The sequence below is a fragment of the Zobellella iuensis genome (assembly GCF_016746085.1).
GTDB classification, from domain to species: Bacteria; Pseudomonadota; Gammaproteobacteria; order Enterobacterales; family Aeromonadaceae; genus Oceanimonas; species Oceanimonas iuensis.
In genome coordinates this window covers 145,668-166,224 of the sequence record NZ_JAERTZ010000025.1, presented here as the reverse complement: position 1 = coordinate 166,224, position 20,557 = coordinate 145,668, and the positions used below count along the sequence as shown (strand labels likewise).

Here is a 20,557-nt window from a genome sequence, read left to right as displayed (position 1 = left end):
ACGTAAGGGGCAGTGGATGGACACCGGCTTTGGCCGATGTCGAGTAACCGGCAGGCTCGGACAGCGCCATGCCGACCTTATGGAGTCCATGCTGTATGTTGCCGAGCGGAAGCGGGATGTGTCGGATGGCGGAGTGGAGCTTCTGGTAGACCCTGCGAAGCTTCGCCGGACAATGTCCGATCACCAATACAGCCTTACCCAGATTGAGAAGCTGTTGGCTGAACTGCGGGCGGCGACCATCACTATAGAGACGCCGCAGTTTGATTTTCCAATTATCGGGGGCCTGATCGATCACGTAATACCCTCACCGATGACTCGTCCCGACCCTCTGACCAGGGGAAAACGCAACCTGTGGCGTGTCCGGTTGGGAGTTGCCTTGGTCATGCTGCTGGAGCACGACTTATCCCTTCACTACCAGCCGGCGCCTATCACCAGGCTCAAGCATGGGATCAGTCAAGCGGTAGCTCGCCATGTGTTGACCCATAAGCATGATCCAGCCGGGGGCTGGCATATGGATACCCTGATCCGTGCCGTATGCGGTGATGATGTTGCTGGCCAGGCCATGCGCGATGGGCGTAGACGACTGAAACATGATGCCGCTGGGCTTGCCGAGCTGGGGATAGAAATCACTGATGAGAATAGGGTGAAGCGTGGCACTGCCGCCCGATAGCGTGGCGTACCCGCCCGAAGGCGTGGCACAACCGCCCGGAAGCGTGGTACAGCCGCCCGAATTTTTGCCGTTTTAGCAGGATCTTCAGGATATTTCAGGATATCCAGGCGGTATAACCGCCCGCTTGATGCGGGCGATTACACCTTTCTTGATAAAGCCCTTGTCGGGCTTTATCAATCGGCCAGAGGCCGATGGTTGAACGCCAGGAGGGGAGGGTTGGCAGGTCCGAGTTGGCCTCCGGCTACGGTGCTGCCGGAGAAGACGAAGGAGCGCCGCAAAGGAATTGCTATGGCGTGGTTTATTGACACTTGAGGGGCGGGCCCTCGGTTTTATTGACATTTGAGGGGCAGCCATCCGGCTTGATTGACACCTGGGGGCGCCGGTTACGGTTGTATTGCCACCTGGAGTCAGCATTTTGGTCTGGTTGACGGCTTGAGGCACGGCACTTTGGCGTTATTGACATTTGAGGGGCGGCTGGGCTGGTAGTGGGGAAAGCGGGTGGAAACCTGTGTATTCCAAAGTGTAAAGCGCAAGGTCAGCTGCCATGGGGAGAACACGATGAGATCGCTGTTTTACCGCTGTTGGCGCGCTGCTTTATCGCTGCAGGTATCAGCAACTGCGCTGTTTAAGGCTGATTGTGTGCGATTACACGACGAATACACGGTAATAGCGATGCTTTGCACATGGCGTACGCGCAAGAATCAACGCCGAGGTGCGGGCAGGATGTGTGAAGTAGGCCCACCATGCAAGCATGGCGGAGCCTCTTCACTGGCCCTTATTCGCACCTGCGGTGCTCAACGTTCATCCTGCCCTGCGGGGCCGCCCAGCTCAGCTGGCAATCATGAAGAGGACGGTGACATGGAGACAAGCGAGAACAAGCCAACGAGAAAGAGCAGTAATCCGATCAAGGTCTATTGCCTGCCCGAGGAAAGGGCGGCCATCGAGGCCAATGCCAGGAGGGCGGGTCATAGTGCCTCGACCTATCTGCGCTTGGTCGGCCAGGGCTACCAGGTTCGCGGTGTGACCGATGCCGAGCAGGTGCGCGAACTGGTCAGAGTGAATGGCGACCTGGGCCGCCTGGGTGGCCTGCTGAAGCTTTGGCTGACGAATGACGCCCGAGTGGCCGGAGTCGGGGCCAATACCATCCTGGCGGTTCTGGGCCGCATCGAGGCGACGCAGGAGCAGATGAGCCTCCTCATGGAGTCCATACTTCGGCCGAAGGCCGAGTCATGATAGCCAAACACGTTGCCATGCGCTCACAGGGCAAATCCGACTTTGCCGGGTTGGTGAATTACATCACCGACAAACAGAGCAAGGAACATCGGTTAGGGGCCGTTCGGCTGACCAATTGCGAGGCGCATTCGGTCCGGGACGCGATCAGCGAAGTGCTGGCGACCCAGTTTGCCAATACCAGGGCGAAGAGCGACAAAACCTATCACCTGATTGTCAGCTTCCGGGCCGGGGAGCAGGTTGAAGCCGAGACCCTGGCCGCCATCGAGGATTGCATTTGCGAGGGATTGGGCTTTGGCGCGCACCAGCGTATCAGTGCCGTTCACAACGACACCGACAACCTGCATATCCATATCGCCATCAACAAGATCCACCCGACGCGGAACACCATCCACGAGCCCTACTACCCACACCAGACGCTGGCCGAGCTGTGCGAAGCCATGGAGCGGGATTATGGATTGCAGCGGGACAATCATATGCCGCGCCGGCGTGGTGCCGAGGCCCGGGCGGCCGACATGGAGCGCCACGCCGGTATTGAAAGCCTGATCGGCTGGATCAAGCGCGAGTGCCTGGACGAACTCAAGGCCGCGAAGTCCTGGGGCGAGCTGCACCGGGTGATGCGTGACAACGGCCTGGAACTTCGGGGGCGGGGCAATGGGTTGGTGGTGGTGGCTGGCGATGAGGTTATGGTCAAGGCGAGCACCCTGGGGCGGGATTTCTCCAAGCCGAAGCTGGAAGCCCGTTTTGGCCCGTTCGAGCCTGACCAGGCGCAACAGGCCAGGCCCCGCCGACAGTACCGCAAAGATCCGGTACGGCTGCGGGTGAACACCAGCACGCTTTACGCCCGGTACAAGTCAGAGCAGGCGACGGCGGCGGCCAACAAAACGGCCGCCCTAGATAAAGCTCGGCGACAGAAAGACCACCGGATTGAGCACGCCAAGATGAAAGGCAGGGCGAGGCGGGCGGCCATCAAGCTTGCCGGCGGCGGCAAGATGACCCAAAGGCTCCTGTATGCCCAGGCCAGCAGTGCCCTGAAAGCCGACATTGACGCCATCCAGAAGCAGTACCGGGAAGAACGCCAAGACATCCATGAGGCCCACGGAAAGCGCACCTGGGCCGATTGGCTCAAGCGGGAGGCCCTGCAGGGCGATGCCGAGGCCCTGACCGCGCTGCGGGCTAGGGAGGCCGCTCAGGGCCTCAAGGGCAATACCCTCAAGGGGGAGGGGCGGGCGAAGCCCGGTCATGCGCCGGTGATCGACAACATCACCAAGAAGGGCACCATCATTTACCGGGCCGGCTCCAGCGCGGTGCGCGACGATGGCGACAGGCTCCAGGTATCCAGGGAATCCGACCAGGCAGGTATCCAGAATGCGCTACGGCTGGCGATGGAGCGTTATGGCGACCGCATTACCGTGCATGGCTCGCCGGAGTTCAAGGCCCGAGTGATCCGGGCGGCCGTGGATGGGCAACTGCCTGTTAGATTCGCGGATGCCGGTCTGGAACGCCGTCGCCAGGCCCTGGCCAACAGCCAGGGTACAACCGGGGTCCAGGGGCGGGCCAAACGGTCGGGAGTAACGCCAATCGGCCAGGAGCCGCCGCCGATGCGCCGTAACCGGCTGCAAACCCTGTTTCAACTCGATGCGCTGAGTCTTGGAAACAAGGTCGTCAGCATACCGACCCCGTCGGGGCCGAGCGAGCAGGAGCGTCGCAAGGCCAAGCTACGGGCGGAGCTGGACGCCAAGAAGGCGAGGCGGCAGAGCAAGGGGCGGGCGCGGTAAAATTTGTTCAATGATTGCAGTGTGCTAAAATGCAGTCATGTAAAGCAAGTGCGGGGTTTGAAATCATGCCGTCTATCACTGTTAGAAACGTGCCGGATGAGGTGCATCGTGCCCTGAAGGTGCTGGCTGCCCAGCACGGGCGCAGCGCCGAAGCGGAAATCCGCGACATCCTGGAAAATGCCGTAAAGCCGAAAGGCCGGAAGAAACTGGGTTCTCTGCTGGCCGAAATCGGCCGCCGGGCCAAGTTGACCGATGAAGACCTTAGAACCATCGAGCAGGTGCGCGACAAGACCCCTGCCAAGCCCATGACGTTCGAATGATCGTACTGGATACCAATGTTGTTTCGGAGCCACTGCGTCAGGCCCCCGAAGCCCGGGTGATTGACTGGATTGACGCGCAGGCGCTTGAAACGCTTTACCTGTCGGCTATCACGGTGGCCGAACTGCGTTTCGGGATGGCGTCGTTGCCTGCCGGCAAACGGCGTGACCGGTTGCAAGAGAGCCTGGAAAAGCAAATTCTGCCGCTGTTCGCCGGGCGGGTGCTGCCGTTCAATATGTCGGCATCGAAAGCCTATGGCGAGCTGATGGCGAAGGCACGGGCAGCCGGCCTGGCAATCGGCGCAGCAGACGGATATATCGCCGCGACGGCCGCCGCCAATGGCATGATCGTCGCCACGCGAGACGTCAGCCCGTTTGAAGCGGCGGGCGTAGACACCATTAACCCTTGGGAAGCCTAACCGTCCCCAAGGACAATGACACCGATGTTCAACAACAATGCGGCCGCGCGTTTTAACGGTGTCGCGCAGGTCGGACGCCGGGATAGTAAGTAACGAGCTATCTCTGTAGAGGTCCACATTCACCGCTGACGTTCAGCAGGGGTAGCGGTTTGCAGCCATATCCGGCGAGCCGCTACAGGTTGGTGAGTGCAACTTAGTTACGACAACACTAAGAGCACTCAATCATGAAAAAAGAACGTATTTTAGCGGCTAAAATGGCCGCGCTCGCCATTTCCCTGGCGTTGACCACGCCCATGCCTGTACAGGCGGGCATTCCGGTTGTCGACGGCACCAACCTGGCGCAAAACATGATGTCAGCGATGGAGGCCGTTGCGCAGACGCTCAAGCAAATTGAGCAGTATCAAACCCAGCTCCAGCAGTACGAAAACCAACTGCAAAACACCATGGCTCCGGCCGCTTACATTTGGGATCAGGCCCAGACCACCATCAATGATCTGGTCCAGGCCACCAACACGCTCCAGCATTACCAGAACCAGCTTGGCAGCCTCGATGCCTACCTGGGCAAGTTCCAGGATGTGGCCTATTACCGCAGCTCGCCCTGTTTTAACGGCTCCGGTGGCTGCACACCGGCCGAAAAAACCGCGATGGAAGAAAACCGCCGCCTGGCGTCCGAATCCCAAAAGGCGGCCAACGACGCGCTGTTTCGCGGGCTTAACCAGCAGCAGCGCAACCTGCAATCCGACGCTCGTCAGCTTGAACGCCTGCAATCCGCCGCCCAGGGCGCAGACGGCCAGCTTGCCGCCATCGGCTACGCCAACCAACTCGCCAGCAACCAGGCCAACCAGCTCCTGCAGATCCGTAGCCTGCTGATTGCCCAGCAGAATGCAGAGGCAGCCCGGCTGGCGTCCGAAATGGATGCCAACGCCAGGGGCGAAGCACGGGAACAGCAGCTGCGCACCTGGACTTATCAACCCAGCTCAGCAGATCGCTACTAAGGGAGGCCGCCATGAAAAGAATCATTCCATTGGTGGCCCTGGTTGCCTTGGTCGGATGTGAGCAGGAAGTAGTGCCGGAGGCGAGCGCGGCAACCTGTGCGCCGGCCGCATTTCAGCAGGCCATCAGCGAGCTGAGAAACGAGGCGAACCGAAAAGCCTTCACCCAGGCTTGCCGATCCTTCGAGAAAGCCCGGCAAATGCGGAGCTGGGAGTTTAAGCCCAGCTCCCCCGACCGGTATTGATGGGGGCCACAGCATGAAACGAATAGCCTTTTGTGGCCTGGGAGTGATGGCCGCCGTTGTTGTGTCGGAGCCTGTTCTGGCGCAGGAGCTGTCCAGCAGCAACATCATGGATGATGTGCTGGACCGTTTTCATGGTGCTGCCTCGACCTGGGGGCCCGCCATAGAAGCCGCCGCGAGCCGTCTCTTCTGGACCCTGGTGGTGATCTCGATGGTCTGGACCTTCGGCATGATGGCGTTGCGCAAGGCCGATATTGGCGAGTTCTTCGCGGAGCTGGTGCGGTTCACCATCTTCACCGGGTTCTTCTGGTGGCTGCTGACGAACGCGAACCAAGGCATGAACATCGCCGGAACCATAGTCCAGTCATTGCAAACCCTGGGCGCGCAGGCTGGCGGCCTTTCCAACAGTAATCTCGGCCCGTCCAGCATCCTGGATCTTGGCTTTGAACTCTACGACCGGACGGTACAGGCCACGTCGGAGCTGAGCTGGCAACAGTTCGCCACTGCGCTGGTGATGGAGCTGATGGCCCTGGCGGTATTGCTGGTGCTGGCGATTATTTCCGTCAACCTGCTGTTGCTGCTGGCGGCCAGTTGGATACTGCTTTACGCGGGCGTGTTCTTCCTGGGCTTTGGTGGTTCCCGTTGGACCTCGGACATGGCGATCAACTACTACAAGGCCATTCTCGGCATTGCGGCCCAGTTGATGGCCATGGTGCTGCTTGTCGCCATCGGTCGGGATTTCCTCGCTCATTATTACTCGCAGATCAGCGAGAACATGGCGTCCCAGGAGCTGGTAGTGATGCTGGTGGTGTCGGTGATCCTGCTGTTCCTGGTGAACAAGGTGCCGCCCATGATTTCCGGCCTGGTATCTGGCGGCAGCGTCGGTGCCATGGGCATTGGCTCTTTTGGGGCCGGTGCTGCAATGGGCGCAGCCATGACGGCGGCCGGCATGGCCATGGCGGGTGCCAAAATGGCCGGAGGCGCCATGCTGGAAGGGGTCGCAAATGCGGTAGGTGGCGCCTCGGCCCTTAAGGCGGCATTTGAAAAGGCGTCGGCTGCCGCCTCGGCATCCGGTGGTGAGATGCCAGGCTTCGGTGAAACTGACCATGGCGGCGGTAACTGGGCGGGTGAAAGCTCGAACGGTGGCGATACGGGCACGGGAGACACCCCGTTCGCGCAAGCCGCTGGCTTTGGTGGTTCTGGCACCCGCTCAGGCAGTAACGGTGGCGGGTTCAGCCGAGCGGCTTCGCTGGCAGCCGGCACGGCGGGAGAGCTGGCAAAAGGTATCGGCTCAAAGGCGGCCGGGAAGTTCCAGGACAAAGTGAGCCAGACCGCCGGCGGCCGCTTGGCGTCCTCTATCCGCGAGGGCATGGAGCCGAGGGGCAATAACGATGCCGGAGGAGGTGACAAGGCGGGCGAACCTGCCCCATCGTTCGGTAACGACAGCCTGGGCGGCACCGACTCTGTTGAGCGCGGCCAGCAAGGCACGTAAGGAGATTCCTCAATGAAACAACGTCACTTCATGGTGGCCCTGGATATGCTCGACGAAGCCCGGGAATCCCACACAGAAGTCGCTTTTGAGCCGGTCATCGAACCAGCGAGAGGAGAAGAGAAGGACGCCGAGGCGGAGATTGCCGCCTTTGTGAACCGTCCTGATCCTACTGGCTGGGTGGAAGCATCGAGTAGCAACCGCATCAGCAATGACGCAGGAGCTGGGGCTGGGAAAACCCCGTTTTCAGAAGCGGCCGGGTTTTTCAATATCTGCCTTTGAAAGCATGTGGCCGGTGGTGGTGCACCGGCCCGCATTTCCACATACCACCTGTCAGAGAGGTGATATGTGACAACCGCCTATAATATCGAAGTTCAGGAAGCAATTTATCACGCAGCAGCCGAGCCATCTTCTTTGGTGTTCATCGATTAGCTGTGCGTATGCTACATTTTCGAACGTGTTTAGATACGGCCACGCAGTCCGTTGAAATCCTTCAAGCTTTACTAAAAACTAAACAGGGGTCACAAAGATTGGCTCAGGAGCTTCCTGTCCAAGAAGCCTCTTCTTTCGTTCTTTGTTTCGGTCTTTGATTGCCTCCTTCCTAGCTCTGTGAAACACTGGAACATAGTGTGCCCAGCGACTGTTGATCGGTTGTTGAGCACTCACGCGTGCATCCATAGAGGTCTTTGCAATCATCAGACACCTCCAGAACTCTTCAGGGGTCGGTGCGTCCCACATGCTTTCTATCCATATTCGTGCCCATTGAGCATTTTCATGCTCTGACAACGCATACTTGGCAACTTGTCCACAAATGCCTTTACTATCGATATGCTTACTCATAATATCAACGAATTCATCAGATTGGATCGAGTAACCCGCAATCGATATCGCGTATGCTTGGTCCAGGCTATCTTCGCTTGACGCCAGTTGTAGAACCGTCGACTTAATAAAGTCGGCGGCTCCAAAGCGTTCTGCTGCGAGCACTTCCCGAACAAGAACTGCTTCATTTTCTGAACCTAGAAGCCTTTTTCGCCACAATGTTTTCATTGGTTCAGACGCATAGCTTCCCCAAATTGCTTGATGTTCAAGTGTTAGGTCGTCTCCCAAAGATAGCGTTACGAAACCTTGTGACGAGCAAGCACGGTTCAGCAGTGCCACAGCTTGTTCAGGAGATTTCGAGGAGATTAGGTGTGCTACCGCAAAGGCCAAATTATTGAGCCAAATAAATTGGGCGCTCTCCGCCTTTTTCAAAATTTCGAGTAGTTTATCCAGCAGTGTAGGCACTTCAGCAATAAGATGCTGGAGACTGTCGATAGTGACCTCTCGCACCAATATTCTTGCATCTGACTCCTTAATTTCCTCGAAAAATACCTCCGCCACAGCGCTTAGTCTGCTTTGCTTCTCGTCGAAGTTATCATTATCCTCTAGAACCTCCCTCAAATCCTTTTGCTTAGGAAAGCGCTCTCCCTCTCGATCTGTTTCTTCAATAGACAGGAGAGGGAAGGGTACTGGCGCTGTTCGCGAGAATTGAAAGTCTGCGAGCGGAGGTTGTGTCTTGCCTGCATCTACGACTCCTCTGCGAATTTTTTGTAAAAAGTGATCGGCCAATAGCTTGGTAAACGCAGTGCCAAGCCTATCGCTTGACACGAACCAAGTCTTGTGGCTGATCCGCTTCAGAAGGTAATCAATTGATACTTCGCCTCGAACGCTCGCCTCGACCAATAACATCGAACCGAACCAGCTTTCACGAGTATCTCCGTCAGCTGAGGTCGTATTCCAATTGCTGCAAGTGTGCGCTTGTCGAACCTGCTTCAGGTCTCTGTGCGTCGCCAACTCAAAGGCGATGGCGCGAAGCTTTGAAGATTTTCCGCGAGAACACTTCAATATAAGTTCTTCGAGTTCATCATTTATCTGCGTCTGCCCATAAAGCGCAGCCGCAAGAGCGCCGTATGCTGCGTCTTCATCATTTTTTTTGAGTGCGTCTTGAGCCGCCGCTACTATTTTTTCTGTCGGCTGAGGTTTGAAGCTGGGGATGACTTGGAGTAGGTAGTCTGGCCCGAGGGCCTTGCCTGTCATGCACTTGAGTTGTTCACCTGCCGAAATCTGTGCGGCGGCGTAGTAGAATGCGAACATCCGACAAATCGATTGCTCTTTTTCGGGCAGTGTCTCAAAGGCATAGCTTTCCACCATCCTATTGATCAAGTTCTTTGCCAAGTCAGGATCGACCAATGGGAGGTGTTCCTCACAGTTCAAAATGACCTGTCGCAGAGGAAATCCTGTTCTTGTCAGCAGCCCTGCAAGGATATCTCGAGTTTTCTCAATAGCGACAGCGGGTTCAAATCGGCAGGCAACCGGCAGAAAATCCCTGAAGCTGTAATCTTCGCTTCCAAGACCCATAGTCTGCAAAATCTTGTCCGGATCGAGAGCACTGAATTGCTGCGCCCCTTTATTCATGTCTACCGGTCGTGTGGCGTCGGGGTTTGCCACCTTAGCCTGGCGCCATTTATCTGGTGACGGGGGATCGAAGTGAAACCAATCCATTCTTATCTCTTCAGCTAGCACGCTAGCTGCTACTGAGTCTGCTTCCTCTCCTGTTGCGTAAAGCATTCGAACAACCGTCCACTGACCACCTTGCGAGGTACATTTTGCACGCAGTGGCTCGATTGCCCTCAGGAAGGCATTTCTGGTCACGGCTCTATCCACCCGATTGAACGTCGTCAGTTGCTGAAATGCTTTCTGTGCAGAATACACATTCCTATCCAATGCAAACGCTAAACCCATTGCAACAAAGCTATCGGCGAAGTCAACGAGGGAGCGCCCCGCCAGTAGCCGAAGAGCCAGCGTAAACAAGTCATCAGGCTCGTTCGATACTTCGGTCATCCGCTCCAGTAGTTGTTTTTCAAAAGTGGATAGAGAAGACAATACCTCTCCGATTTCAGATTTTTTTTTCTCAATCTGTTTTTCGTACTCAGAATCACTCTGCCCGTGATAGCGATTGGTCTGTTCAACGGGATCCTTGTTGTAACAGTGAAGCCACTGATGAATGGCGGTTTCTGCCGCATGCCACCCTGCCTCGGAGGTTGAAACCTCAAACGCGGCGTGGACAAACCAGTCTTGGTTGACCCGCAGCCCTCTTTCGAGGCAAAAATGCTTGAGGGCATCGAAAAGCGCTTTTGGCTGATGCTTGATGATCTCAACGAATTCCTCAAAGCGACGGTCGTCTACATTTTGGATATTGGCAAACGCATCCAGCAGAGCAGAGAAGATTTCCGTATCGAACCGAATGTCGTCTAGCGCGCAGATCAATAGAGATGCAAAGAGCACGTCAGCGGTTCGGTCCATAGCACTGATTGGTTCGACAAGCTGGAATATCCGCTTAGATAAATCTTGTTTCGCCCGAAGAGTTTGCCAAAGTTGGTCGACAAGTGTAAAGCCGAGCGCGAGGGTTAAGCCCTCGTCACGTAGTTCATACTGATCGCCGGGGCCTGGGAGTGGTCGGAAGAACCTAGTCTCAATGACTGCGTTGGAGTCCGCCTGAAAGTTTTGAGGCGGTTCGTTCGAAGACGCTTGCACCCGCTCCAACACTTCTGTTGCATGCTTGCTGAGACGGTTGGTCAAATCCACGAAGGTTTCGTCTTCGTAGTTCTCGAGCTGCGACCTGCGAAGGTGCTCCATTAGCAATCTATCGATCGTCAATCCTTTCCATGTGATGGCCTTCCGATGCGGAAGAGTTGTGACGGCAACGCTAAGCAGTCTGGGGTTTTGGAGTGTTTTTAGGGTTTTTGGGTCGAGCCAATCAAGAGAAATTCCATGATGTTGCAGAAGTTTATTGCGTTCTGCGGGCGACCACTCAGGAACCTTGATGACAGTCGGTGTGAAGGCTAAACCACGGGCGATTGCCTTCTGCCAGAAGTGTGGCCTGACGGTCACGAGCATCCTTCCTCCGACGGCATCTAACCGGGATTGGATGCCGTTAAGTAATTTGTCCCAACGGAGGTTTTGACGTTGGTTTAGACCGTCAACGACGACCATCAAAGAAGCTAGTGGTGGTGTAGTTCTCCATGCCTGAAGGCGGTGCCTCCACCTAATCTTAAGCGCGTCGTCGGCTATTTCGCCGGTTTGCTTGATCAGAAGATGGATCAAGAAATCATCCAAGTCTCCGACTGACACACCGTCAAGCTGCTCTGCGCTGACGAATAGCGCCAAGCCTTTTGCGTCAGAGCAGAGTTGTGCGGAAAGCCATGATTTTCCGTGGCCCTCATCACCTAACAGAACGACTTCTTTGCCTACTTGAATCTCGCTCGCGATGTGACCCCGTAGTTCGTCGCGCATCGGCGGAGAAGCTTGCTCCTTTAGAACCGCTAGTCCTTGGCCGTAACGTTCCCTAGCTAGGTGTGTGGAGCTAAACGTTTGCTTTCGCCACTCGATGTTCAAATCGACCGCTCGCTTTAACGCCAACTTCGAAACATTAAGATTTAACTTGAGTCTCTGAAGGAGGTTATCGAATTCTGGGTGATGCGAGACAGACGAGAATGCCGCTTCAAGGTCACCTTCGGTTAGCTTTTTCTGGTTCGTGTTATCATAGTGGTTTTTGACGATGAAATTGATGGCGTCATTACCTGCGGCAACCAGCACGATGGCAAGAAGCGGCAGCGGGGCGGCGGTCCAATCCAAAATAAGGGTGAAGACAGCGTTTTGGTCGCCAGTTACCTTCACGGCTGCTGCAAGCTGTGAGCTGACCTCGGTCGTTGCACCCAGAATCCACAAGCGGTCAGCAGTATTTTTACTGCGAGCTAAATCCACGATTTTTGTCAAAACATCATTTCTATGGATGTCCCCTGAGTATCGCTTGGCTTCAAAGCAAACGGGGTCGCCCGGCATGACAGCATCTCCGTCCATCCCGCCTTGCAGTCCACTTGCCGCAAGACGGAATGGGATGCCGGTCAAATTCGTCAGCGCAATGCGAAGAAGCCCTTCAAACCCGTCTCCCCCCGAGGCCTTGATCGACAAAATCCCAATTCTAATTGTGTCGAGGCTATCTTTGTATTTGCAAACGACATTTTTATTCATGCGTTCTCTCTTTTGATTGCTCGGGTGAGGCGTCGAGTCTCATTTAGAAAGTTATTTTTATTAACACTTGACTTGTTGGCACTGCTGCGCATCTGTTTCTTTACTAAAAGACTGAATCTTAGCGCAGGTGAATCTAAATTTTAGCTTTCACTCCGTTGCTAATCCAGCTCGCATTTGCAGCGGAAGTCTGCTTCCTGCCCATCTTGGTCCATCGTGATGAGTAAATAACTGATCCTAATAGTGCTACATTCTGGCTGTTCCGTAACCACTTCCGGGAAAGGGCGAAACTGTATCCATGAAGTGCCTGACCCGTTGGAGAAGTGACCAGATGCTGCGGCATTGGTGGTTACGGGTCACTGTCTCGTGCAGCTTGTGCCAGAGCAGCTCTATCTTGTTGATCCATGGCGAGCAAACCGGCTGGAAGAGCAAGATGAACTTGGGGTTCTTCACCAGCCAGGCCTGGACCTGGCGGTTTTTGTGGATCACGTAGTTGTCCAGGATCAGAGTGATCTGCCGAGCCCGGCGATAGCGCCGCCGCAAGGCCTCCAGCAGGGTGATGAACAGGGAAGAATTCTTTTTATGGCCAGAGACATAGGTCACTTGCCCGGTGATTGAGTGCAACGCGCCAGCCAGATAGTGCTTTTCGTTTTTCCCTGGGGTCACCACCTTCTTCTGTTGGCCTCGTAGCATCCAGTCCGCCCCCAGCTTGGGGTTCAGGTCGATGTCGACTTCATCGGCGTAAAGCACAGGGTTATCTTGGCTGCAGCCCGCCAGCGCTGCCCTGATCTGCTCGACTTTGCTGTGGTAGTCCGGGTCTTTGATCCGCAGTGTGTGGGCGACTCTACGCCAGACAATCCCCTCACGAGGCAGCCAACGGCGGAGCGTGGAGGCCGCGATGTCGAGACCCAACAACCGATTGATTTCAATAGCAAAGAGCTCGGTAGACCAACGACTGCGCTGGTAACCCAAGTCTTGTGGTGACATCTGGATAAGCGTCTGAAGCAGCATGATAATGTTACGGATAGGAAGAACGGGTGGCCGGCCTGCCGGCAGTGAACGCAAGGCATCGAGCCCGCCGTCCTGGTACCAGTTGAACCAGCGGCCCAGGGTAGAGCGCGCGGCCCCGGTCAGCTCCTATCGTTTGTGACGCAACAACACCGCCATGACTCTCCGAGCATGTTGTTTGTCTGGCGTGGTCTGAATGATTTTGTGCATCCGGTGTTGCTCAGGACGTGGCATGGGCTCAGTCCTTTGGGTGTCGAGTTGAGTATGTTTGGCGACTGATCAGATCGCACAAACTGGACTGAGTTCCCTGCCTCCACTGATCTACTATTCGGAACAGCTATTTAACGTTAAGCTAACGGAAAACCTGCCCTATCAGCGCAATTTGAGCGATTTTCATACAGCTATCCGTGTTGAAAACTGCGGGGGAGGGAGGTTGGATTTATGTCAGTATATCCTTTACTGTAACAAGGATGGTATAGAAGCAGATAAGTAGAGATTTTTAGAGCTTAATTATATATGTCCTTGATTGGCTAGGGATGGAGTGAGGTGGTCGGGTATGGAACAGTCTTTTTCAGTTAAAAATTTCCGGAGTATTTATGATCTTGATTTGCGAAATCGAGGAGATTTAGAGCGTGAATACTTTGAAGAAGCATATGGCGAAAGGCTGAAAATTAGAAATACAAAAAAGCTAAAGTATCAGATTGTATCAAAATTTAAAAAATGTTTGATAAAAAAAGACCGCTATGAAAAAAGAATGGAAGTAATCAGAAGGTTGTTGGAGATAAGAATAGATAGGTACAACAAGTGTGTAAATGATGAGATTGAAAGAATTTGCAATAAAGTAAATAGAAAGGGATATAAACTACCTTTAGAGAAATTACCCAATCAGATTTCTGATAAAGACGCTTTTACAATTGGTAAGAGCGTGGAGAGTATATTTGTTACAAGGCATTTGCATAATATCATAAGAAGCACGTATAATATAAAGCAATCGCATCGTGACTTAATCGTTAGCAGAGTTAAAAGTGTTTGCTTAGATAAAAGCCCTAAATATATTGTCAAAGCTGACGTAAAAGATTTTTACGAAAGCATTGAGCATGAGCTTATTATAAAAAAGCTGCACGCATCCACAAGGCTGTCTGTATTGCCTAAGAGAATACTCACTCAACTTCTTAGATCATATGCTAAGTTGGTGGGGTGTGATAAAGGGCTTCCAAGAGGTGTTGGTTTAAGTGCCTATTTATCAGAAGTATATATGAAAGACTTGGATGATGAGCTGGTGAATAATCCGGATTTAACGTTTTATTCTCGCTACGTCGATGACTTAATATTGATATACTCTCCAGATGTTATAAAGAATAAGTCTTATTACCTTCAGGCTGTAGATGAAGCTGTTGATAGGAAGAAATTAAAATTAAATAATAAAACAAAAGAAATTGATCTGACAATAGATAAAGCTCAAGAATTTGAATATCTGGGGTATGGGTTTTCATTTAAAGGTAAAGATATAGCAATTCGGCTCAGCAGTAAAAGGGTTGATAAATATAAAGAGCGTATCAATCAGGCTTTCGATAACTATTTTAAAAAATGCAAATATAATCCTGATGAAAAAGCTGATCTTCTAATAGATAAAATTCGGTTTTTAACTGGAAATACTCGGCTTTTGCATGCAAAAAGCAAAGCGTTCACTGGTGTCTATTTTAATAACATGTATATAAATGACATTAGTGACCTGGAAGAGATTGATAAATATTTGAAAAATAAATTGCTAACAATAACAGATAAGAGATTGCTTAGGCGTCTAAATAAGTTTTCTTTTGTTGAGGGGTTTGAAAAGAAAGTCTTCAGAAGTTTCACTACTACTGACTTGAAAAATATAACTAGAGGATGGAAGGATGCCTAAGAAAACATTATCGATCAATTTCCCTATTGAGAGAGTAGTCCTTTCAGACCTGCTTCCATATGAGGTTCCAATAACATTTTCGAATAGGCATTTTTATAACTTCATAGTAGATAATCAGGTTAAGTATTCGAATGATTATTTTTACTGGAAGAAAAAAGACACCGCTTTTGATAGCCTTGTTATGCTGTTGCTTGGCCTGCCTAAAAGTAAGCAGGTTCAGAACTTTGAGAAAGAAGGTATCAAGTACGGCAAAGTTAGTGCAAAGAAGATAAACCCTTTTACTATACCTTTCACATTTAATATATCGCACAAAGCGGACCAGTATAGACATTTATCTTTAATCCACCCAAGATCACAAGTTTTTGCAGTGGAATTTTACAAGAACAATAAAGATTTGATTACTTATTATTGCGATCAAAGCCAGTTTAGTCTCAGGTCGGCGAAGCGAGTTGCTGGTTGTACATATGTAGATAAGAAATCACTTATTGAGCAGTTTGATACTGATGGTGAAGTAATAGAGGTTGAAGGCGAGAATTACGAGAATTTGAAATCGTTTTTTGTATACGATAAATATAGCAGCATCTTTAATTTTTACGAGTCCGATGAATATCATGATTGCGAGGGAAGGTATAGTTTTTTATCAAAGCTTGATATCTCGAACTGTTTTGATTCCATCTATACTCACTCGATAGCTTGGGCTGTATACAGTAAGGAGTATGCCAAAAATAATCTTAGCCAAACTAAATCGACTTTTCCAAATGTTTTTGATAGTTTGATGCAGCAGCTTAATTATAATGAGACAAACGGGATTGTAATTGGTCCTGAGTTGTCTAGAATATTTGCCGAAATTATACTCCAGGCTATTGATAATGATATTGTTTCAGACTTGGAGAAAAAGAATGTTTTCTTTGGAGTTGACTACCATATATTTAGATATGTTGATGATTTCTTTGTTTTTTATAATGACCAAGAGATTTTCTCTAAAATAAAGTCTTCCATTAGTCTTTGTTTGACAAAATATAAGCTTAATCTTAATAAAAGTAAAGAATACTTTTTTGATAGGCCTGTGATAACGCCTATCACAATAGCAAAAAAGAAAATTGCTGATCTTTTGTCAGATAAACTGAAGTATAAAATAGAATATATAGATGGAACTAAGGAAATAGAGAAAGCTAGTTTATATTTCAGAAAATCAAGTTTAATTATAGACTTTAAATCTATCCTCCATACTTCAGATGTTTCATATGGGGATATACTCAACTACACCCTTTCTATATTAGAGAAAAAAGTAAGAAAGATATTGCTTGTTTATACTAAGGTTCCTGAAAGTGAAAATGTTGATAAACAGCTTGTAAGCGCACTAGTTAGTTTGATTGAGTTTTCATTCTTCATATATTCAATGTCTCCAAAAGTTAATGGAACCATTAAGCTCTGTAGGATTATGCAACAGATTATTCTGTTTGTTAATGATCGTACTCTGGGTATTGAATATCGGGATGTAATATTTCGTTCTATATTTAATGGCTCTTGTTCTGTATTGGAAGACATAAAGGTAGGAAGTGAAACTCCAGTTGAGACATTGTACTTGCTTGTTCTAATGCGTCAGCTAGGTAAGTTCTATTGGCTTGATGAGTTTTCCTTATGCAAATATTTTGGGATTGTAAAAAGCTCTGAAGGCATTAATGTTGAAAAAGATTTAAACTACTTCTCTATTGTTGTTTTGCTGTTTTATATAGAGAACAAAAAACGGTATGATTTTTTAAAAGAGCCAATTGAAGAGTACGTCTTGCAAAAATATGTACAAAAAATCGCGACAATAAACATTGATAGTGAGATTACACATATGACACTTGATTTGATTGCGTGTCCATATGTGAGTGATAAACTCAAAGATGAAATTTTAGAAAAAAGTGACGTCCCTAAGGAGTGTCGAAAAAAAGTTATCAGCTATTGCTCGACTTGGTTCACTAAGTGGTCAGGGTATAATTTTGCTAAAGAACTAGACGCTAAAGTGAGCCAGGATGTATACTGAAAAAAGCGCATCGTGCGACTTAATGGCTGTTTGCAGCTCACACACCAGCGCGCATGGGTAGACATTGTCCTACGCATGGAGATGTATGCCTGAGCGGTCCGCATGAGCCGCTCGGTCTCGGCAGTTCCACCCGACATTGAGGCGAGGCGAACGCTAAGTCGCATGGAAGGTGGGGCTGCCTAGACTCTCTTATATAGCCTTTGCTTGTATGACGCATAGTTCAGATAAACCTTCTCTCCCTGATTTTGGCTCTGATAGAAAAGAAGCTAAGGTGCGCATGCTAACCCCTGAAGAGATCGTTCAGTTACGGCAGGACATGGCCGAATCCTCAGCTTGGGCCAAGGCAGAACTAAAACGCCGACGAGCAGCAAAATCAAAAAAAATCTGAGCATGGTATAGACGATGGTATCGAATACTAGATCCTTTATAACTTACTGTTATATAAGTGAATTTTATTCTCATTGATATTAGAGTGGGAATGATCTTTCACCGGCAGTGACCGGTTGAAATTAAGCTGAAGAGTAAAAACCCCTGCCAGTCAGGGGTTTTTTATTTCCCAAAATAACAGGGCATCTATCCGCGTCTCGCTGCAGAACCATCGGGAGCGGCAAATTCGCCTTGTCGTTTACCAGCCTTTTGCCTGCATGCAGCGGTGGTAGGCGGCATTGGCAGGCTCTTCACTGGGTTTGGCCAGGTACAACCCCAGTGAAGGGGCGAGGAACTTGCGCACCATGGGGGCTGAACGCTGCAGGCAGTGCTGGTTGTCGGCCACGAGTCGCTGCTCGTAGGATTCCTTGGGGGCCGTATATGCGCAACCCGTCAGCAACAGGGCGGCAAGGCAACAAGCTATGTAAGGTTTCATGGTGCAGATCCTTCTGATTACCACTTTCTTCATTGTAGCCAGATTGTACGGCGACTGCCGATGGAGCGATAAAGAAAGGCCGGATCTTGGTGTGCTCATGCCCTTGAAGGATGAACTCGGAGGCAAATGGGGCCGATGGTGCCCCTTGCCATGAGGGTAGTCAGAGATTGAGGTAACGGTTCATATCCAGTAGGCCCGCTTCCAGCGGGGTGGTTTCCTGCAGGTAGCGGTGCATATCGTGGAAATAGAACCAGAACCGGGGGTGGGTGCGGCGGATGCCGAAGTGCCGCGCCAGGGTATAGATATCCTCCGCCCGGGCCATGGCCATCAGTGCCGCCACGAAGTCGTCCAGCTCTTCCAGTTTGACGTTGAAGATAAAGTTGGGATAGCTGCCGACCACACCGGGCAGCACCGTCAGGGTGTCGTTCTGGGGCCGCAGGCGCAGATCCTCTCCCAGGATGAAGGCCACGTTGGAATGATCCCGGTTGTGCAGCAGGCTGTACACCAGCCGCCGGTCACCGGCCTCGATGCGCAGCAGGCTGACTTCCGGCAGCCACTGGATGGCGGGCAGGGTGGCGGCGGTGATGCCGGTCAGCCGGCGCAACAGGGCCTCGGCCTCTTGTTCCGCCGCACTCCCGGCCTGGGCACAGGCTTGCCGGCGGCAACGGTTGAGCCGCTCCGCCGGGCCGGTGACCGGGGCCAGGGCGGCCAGTACCTGCCGGCCGAAGTCGGCCAGCGGGGCTTCGGGGCTGACGGCTATGCGGCTGGGCGTGCTTTCGTCCACATCCGCATAGGTGGTGAACAGCTTGATCCGGGCGCTGTTGTCGTACCAGCGGTGCAGCAGTTCGTTGCGCACCGAGGTTGGCAGGAAGCGCAACAGGTTGGCCTCCGCGCCGTTGCGGATCAGATCGAAGTAGAGCCGGGTCTGGGCCTGGTGCGAGACGCTGCCGTAGACATTGAAATTGGCCACCAGGGCGTAATAGGTCCGCTCCAGCAGCGGATAGTCCATCACCCACAGGGTGGTGGGCACATCCCCTTGCCAGCCTCGGAGCACGCTGGCACTGTCGTGGTGGCGGAAGATGGTCAGCAGGGCATCCCGGTTGTGGCCGTCGCCGTTCCACAGGTGATCGAGCGCCGGGCCCCGGGGATAGGTGCGGGCATAGTCCTGCTGGCGGGCGGCCAGATAACGGTTGCGGGCGTCCCGGTGGGCTATCCAGTCCGGGCCCAGGCTCAGCAGATCCGATTTCAGCCCGGGCAGGGACAGCCACTCCTGCACCCGCTGGCGGTGGGCGGTGTCGGTTACGAAGAGGTCGTGCCGGGGATGCTGGAAGCTGACCCAGAATTGATCCCGGATCACGTCGGTGGCGATCTGCCCCCGGCACACCGGGCCCCGGATAAAGGTGCGCACGAAGTATTCGGCGTTGTCCAGCAGATACTGGTAGCGGGCCCGGGCGGGGATGGCGGCGTAGGTCACGAAGGGGTTGGCGGCCTGGGCGGGGCCATAGCCGGGCAGGGTGGCGACGCTCCAGTCGGGTTCGAAGAACAGCTGCTCCAGCCGGGCCATCTTGTCCGGGCCCAGGGGGTAGAGGATATGGGTCTTGTGCACCCGGCTTTCCAGCCGGGGCCGCAATCGGTAGTAGAAGGGGCCGTCGATGCCGTCGGTGGGACGCACCGTGGCGATGAGCTCGACAGGCTCGCCGGGCGGGGTACGGGAGCGCACCAGCTCGAAGAACTGCTCGGCCCGGTCATCGCCGAAATACAGGTGGGCGAGAAACCAGTGTTCATAGAGGTAGCGGGCCACCAGCCGGTGCCGGTTGTCACCACGGTTGAGCCAGTGCTCCCACTGGCGGACTTCCCGCTCTTGGTTAGCGGATAGGGGCAGTGATTGCTCCGGCACTATCGCCCCCTGGGCCAGCCAGTCGATCAGGGTCTGGTATTCGCTTTGGCTCAGGCCGGTGACGGCAAAGGGCATGCCGGCATGGGGCTGCCGGGCGGCGAAGGCGTCGAACTCGTCGGCGTTTACGCACTGGTTGTTGCGTTTGATGGAGATATCCAGGCTGTCCGGCAACCGCTCGTTGGCTGCCCAGGGGGCCTGCCGCCCCAGGGCCAGCATCCTGGCCATCAGGGCGGCCTCGCCGGCATGATGGTCCAGCACGCTGAAGAAGCCGCGCTCCCGCCAGGCCGGCTCTCCCTCGGCATCCACATGCAGGCGGTTCGGCTCCGCGTCCTGGGTGCGGGTGCCGTCATAGACCACCTGCTTGCTGGCGCCCCGCTGCACGCCCTCGTGGCTGGAGAGTTTCAGCTGGCAGGGGGCGTCGTAGCAGGCGTGGCAGGCGATGCATTTGTGCTCGAAGATGGGCCTGACGTCCCGCTCGTAGTCCACCGGGTGGTGGCCGGGCTCCGGCAGCGACAGGGTCAGGGACGGGGACGATACCGGCTGTCGCATAAAGACGAAGGTGGTTATGGCGAGGGCCGGGATAAGTAGCAGCAGCCAGTAGATTTTTTTCATTATCAGGCCTTGTCGACAGAGCTTGGGACGGTGGTACCA

Annotated in this window: 14 protein-coding genes and 1 pseudogene; 11 read left to right on the top strand and 4 right to left on the bottom strand. The window is 53.0% G+C overall.

Going from position 1 to position 20,557, the window contains the following annotated elements:
- Positions 1-16: 16 nt before the first annotated feature.
- From JKV55_RS11630 to JKV55_RS11590, 9 genes are all read left to right on the top strand, one after another.
- Positions 17-670, top strand: coding sequence for an ABC transporter ATPase (locus JKV55_RS11630; protein WP_237332828.1), 654 nt, complete (start codon positions 17-19; stop codon positions 668-670).
- Between the two features lie 858 nt (positions 671-1,528).
- Positions 1,529-1,903: a conjugal transfer transcriptional regulator TraJ gene (gene traJ / locus JKV55_RS11625; RefSeq protein WP_202085435.1), complete on the top strand. Its 375-nt coding sequence runs from the start codon at positions 1,529-1,531 to the stop codon at positions 1,901-1,903.
- On the top strand, positions 1,900-3,678 hold the full coding sequence (traI, locus tag JKV55_RS11620) for a TraI/MobA(P) family conjugative relaxase (RefSeq protein WP_202085433.1): 1,779 nt from the start codon (positions 1,900-1,902) through the stop codon (positions 3,676-3,678). The genes traJ and traI overlap by 4 nt, the downstream gene beginning before the upstream one ends.
- A gap of 65 nt (positions 3,679-3,743) precedes the next feature.
- On the top strand, positions 3,744-3,998 hold the full coding sequence (locus tag JKV55_RS11615) for a FitA-like ribbon-helix-helix domain-containing protein (RefSeq protein ID WP_202085431.1): 255 nt from the start codon (positions 3,744-3,746) through the stop codon (positions 3,996-3,998).
- Positions 3,995-4,414: a type II toxin-antitoxin system VapC family toxin gene (locus JKV55_RS11610; protein ID WP_202085429.1), complete on the top strand. Its 420-nt coding sequence runs from the start codon at positions 3,995-3,997 to the stop codon at positions 4,412-4,414. Before JKV55_RS11615 ends, JKV55_RS11610 begins: the two co-directional genes overlap by 4 nt.
- Before the next feature lie 224 nt (positions 4,415-4,638).
- A complete protein-coding gene (trbJ, locus tag JKV55_RS11605; RefSeq protein WP_202085427.1) occupies positions 4,639-5,409 on the top strand; it encodes a P-type conjugative transfer protein TrbJ in 771 nt (256 codons plus the stop codon).
- Between the two features lie 11 nt (positions 5,410-5,420).
- The gene (gene trbK, locus JKV55_RS11600) at positions 5,421-5,651 is read left to right on the top strand and encodes an entry exclusion lipoprotein TrbK (RefSeq protein WP_202085425.1); all 231 of its coding nucleotides are present in this window, start codon (positions 5,421-5,423) and stop codon (positions 5,649-5,651) included.
- 13 nt (positions 5,652-5,664) lie between these two features.
- Positions 5,665-7,140, top strand: a complete 1,476-nt coding sequence (gene trbL, locus JKV55_RS11595; protein ID WP_202085423.1) for a P-type conjugative transfer protein TrbL — start codon at positions 5,665-5,667, stop codon at positions 7,138-7,140.
- A gap of 12 nt (positions 7,141-7,152) precedes the next feature.
- The gene (locus tag JKV55_RS11590) at positions 7,153-7,419 is read left to right on the top strand and encodes a hypothetical protein (RefSeq protein ID WP_202085421.1); all 267 of its coding nucleotides are present in this window, start codon (positions 7,153-7,155) and stop codon (positions 7,417-7,419) included.
- A 228-nt stretch (positions 7,420-7,647) separates the two neighbouring features.
- On the opposite strand, the gene JKV55_RS11580 is transcribed toward JKV55_RS11590, so the two are convergent.
- A complete protein-coding gene (locus JKV55_RS11580) occupies positions 7,648-12,207 on the bottom strand; it encodes an NACHT domain-containing protein (protein WP_202085419.1) in 4,560 nt (1,519 codons plus the stop codon).
- Between the two features lie 243 nt (positions 12,208-12,450).
- A pseudogene (locus tag JKV55_RS11575) lies at positions 12,451-13,446 on the bottom strand (IS630 family transposase).
- A gap of 322 nt (positions 13,447-13,768) precedes the next feature.
- Here JKV55_RS11575 and drt3a point away from each other — a divergent pair.
- A complete protein-coding gene (gene drt3a, locus JKV55_RS11570; protein ID WP_202085417.1) occupies positions 13,769-15,115 on the top strand; it encodes an antiviral reverse transcriptase Drt3a in 1,347 nt (448 codons plus the stop codon).
- Positions 15,108-17,147 (top strand): antiviral reverse transcriptase Drt3b, encoded by a 2,040-nt coding sequence (gene drt3b, locus JKV55_RS11565; protein WP_202085415.1) that lies wholly within the window; start codon positions 15,108-15,110, stop codon positions 17,145-17,147. The genes drt3a and drt3b overlap by 8 nt, the downstream gene beginning before the upstream one ends.
- 625 nt (positions 17,148-17,772) lie before the next feature.
- Here drt3b and JKV55_RS11560 read toward each other — a convergent pair.
- Together JKV55_RS11560 and JKV55_RS11555 are read right to left on the bottom strand one after the other, a co-directional pair.
- A complete protein-coding gene (locus JKV55_RS11560; RefSeq protein WP_202085413.1) occupies positions 17,773-18,009 on the bottom strand; it encodes a putative periplasmic lipoprotein in 237 nt (78 codons plus the stop codon).
- Positions 18,010-18,169: 160 nt separating this feature from the next.
- Complete coding sequence (locus tag JKV55_RS11555; RefSeq protein ID WP_202085412.1) at positions 18,170-20,518, bottom strand: fatty acid cis/trans isomerase; 2,349 nt, start codon at positions 20,516-20,518, stop codon at positions 18,170-18,172.
- Between the last annotated feature and the right edge of the window lie 39 nt (positions 20,519-20,557).

What these genes read in the sequence shown, in the direction of transcription:
- JKV55_RS11630 (WP_237332828.1), top strand. Translation starts at nt 17, where the DNA reads ATGGACACCGGCTTTGGCCGATGTCGAGTAACCGGCAGGCTCGGACAG.
- traJ (WP_202085435.1), top strand. Translation starts at nt 1,529, where the DNA reads ATGGAGACAAGCGAGAACAAGCCAACGAGAAAGAGCAGTAATCCGATC.
- traI (WP_202085433.1), top strand. Translation starts at nt 1,900, where the DNA reads ATGATAGCCAAACACGTTGCCATGCGCTCACAGGGCAAATCCGACTTT.
- JKV55_RS11615 (WP_202085431.1), top strand. Translation starts at nt 3,744, where the DNA reads ATGCCGTCTATCACTGTTAGAAACGTGCCGGATGAGGTGCATCGTGCC.
- JKV55_RS11610 (WP_202085429.1), top strand. Translation starts at nt 3,995, where the DNA reads ATGATCGTACTGGATACCAATGTTGTTTCGGAGCCACTGCGTCAGGCC.
- trbJ (WP_202085427.1), top strand. Translation starts at nt 4,639, where the DNA reads ATGAAAAAAGAACGTATTTTAGCGGCTAAAATGGCCGCGCTCGCCATT.
- trbK (WP_202085425.1), top strand. Translation starts at nt 5,421, where the DNA reads ATGAAAAGAATCATTCCATTGGTGGCCCTGGTTGCCTTGGTCGGATGT.
- trbL (WP_202085423.1), top strand. Translation starts at nt 5,665, where the DNA reads ATGAAACGAATAGCCTTTTGTGGCCTGGGAGTGATGGCCGCCGTTGTT.
- JKV55_RS11590 (WP_202085421.1), top strand. Translation starts at nt 7,153, where the DNA reads ATGAAACAACGTCACTTCATGGTGGCCCTGGATATGCTCGACGAAGCC.
- JKV55_RS11580 (WP_202085419.1), bottom strand. Translation starts at nt 12,207, where the DNA reads ATGAATAAAAATGTCGTTTGCAAATACAAAGATAGCCTCGACACAATT.
- drt3a (WP_202085417.1), top strand. Translation starts at nt 13,769, where the DNA reads ATGGAACAGTCTTTTTCAGTTAAAAATTTCCGGAGTATTTATGATCTT.
- drt3b (WP_202085415.1), top strand. Translation starts at nt 15,108, where the DNA reads ATGCCTAAGAAAACATTATCGATCAATTTCCCTATTGAGAGAGTAGTC.
- JKV55_RS11560 (WP_202085413.1), bottom strand. Translation starts at nt 18,009, where the DNA reads ATGAAACCTTACATAGCTTGTTGCCTTGCCGCCCTGTTGCTGACGGGT.
- JKV55_RS11555 (WP_202085412.1), bottom strand. Translation starts at nt 20,518, where the DNA reads ATGAAAAAAATCTACTGGCTGCTGCTACTTATCCCGGCCCTCGCCATA.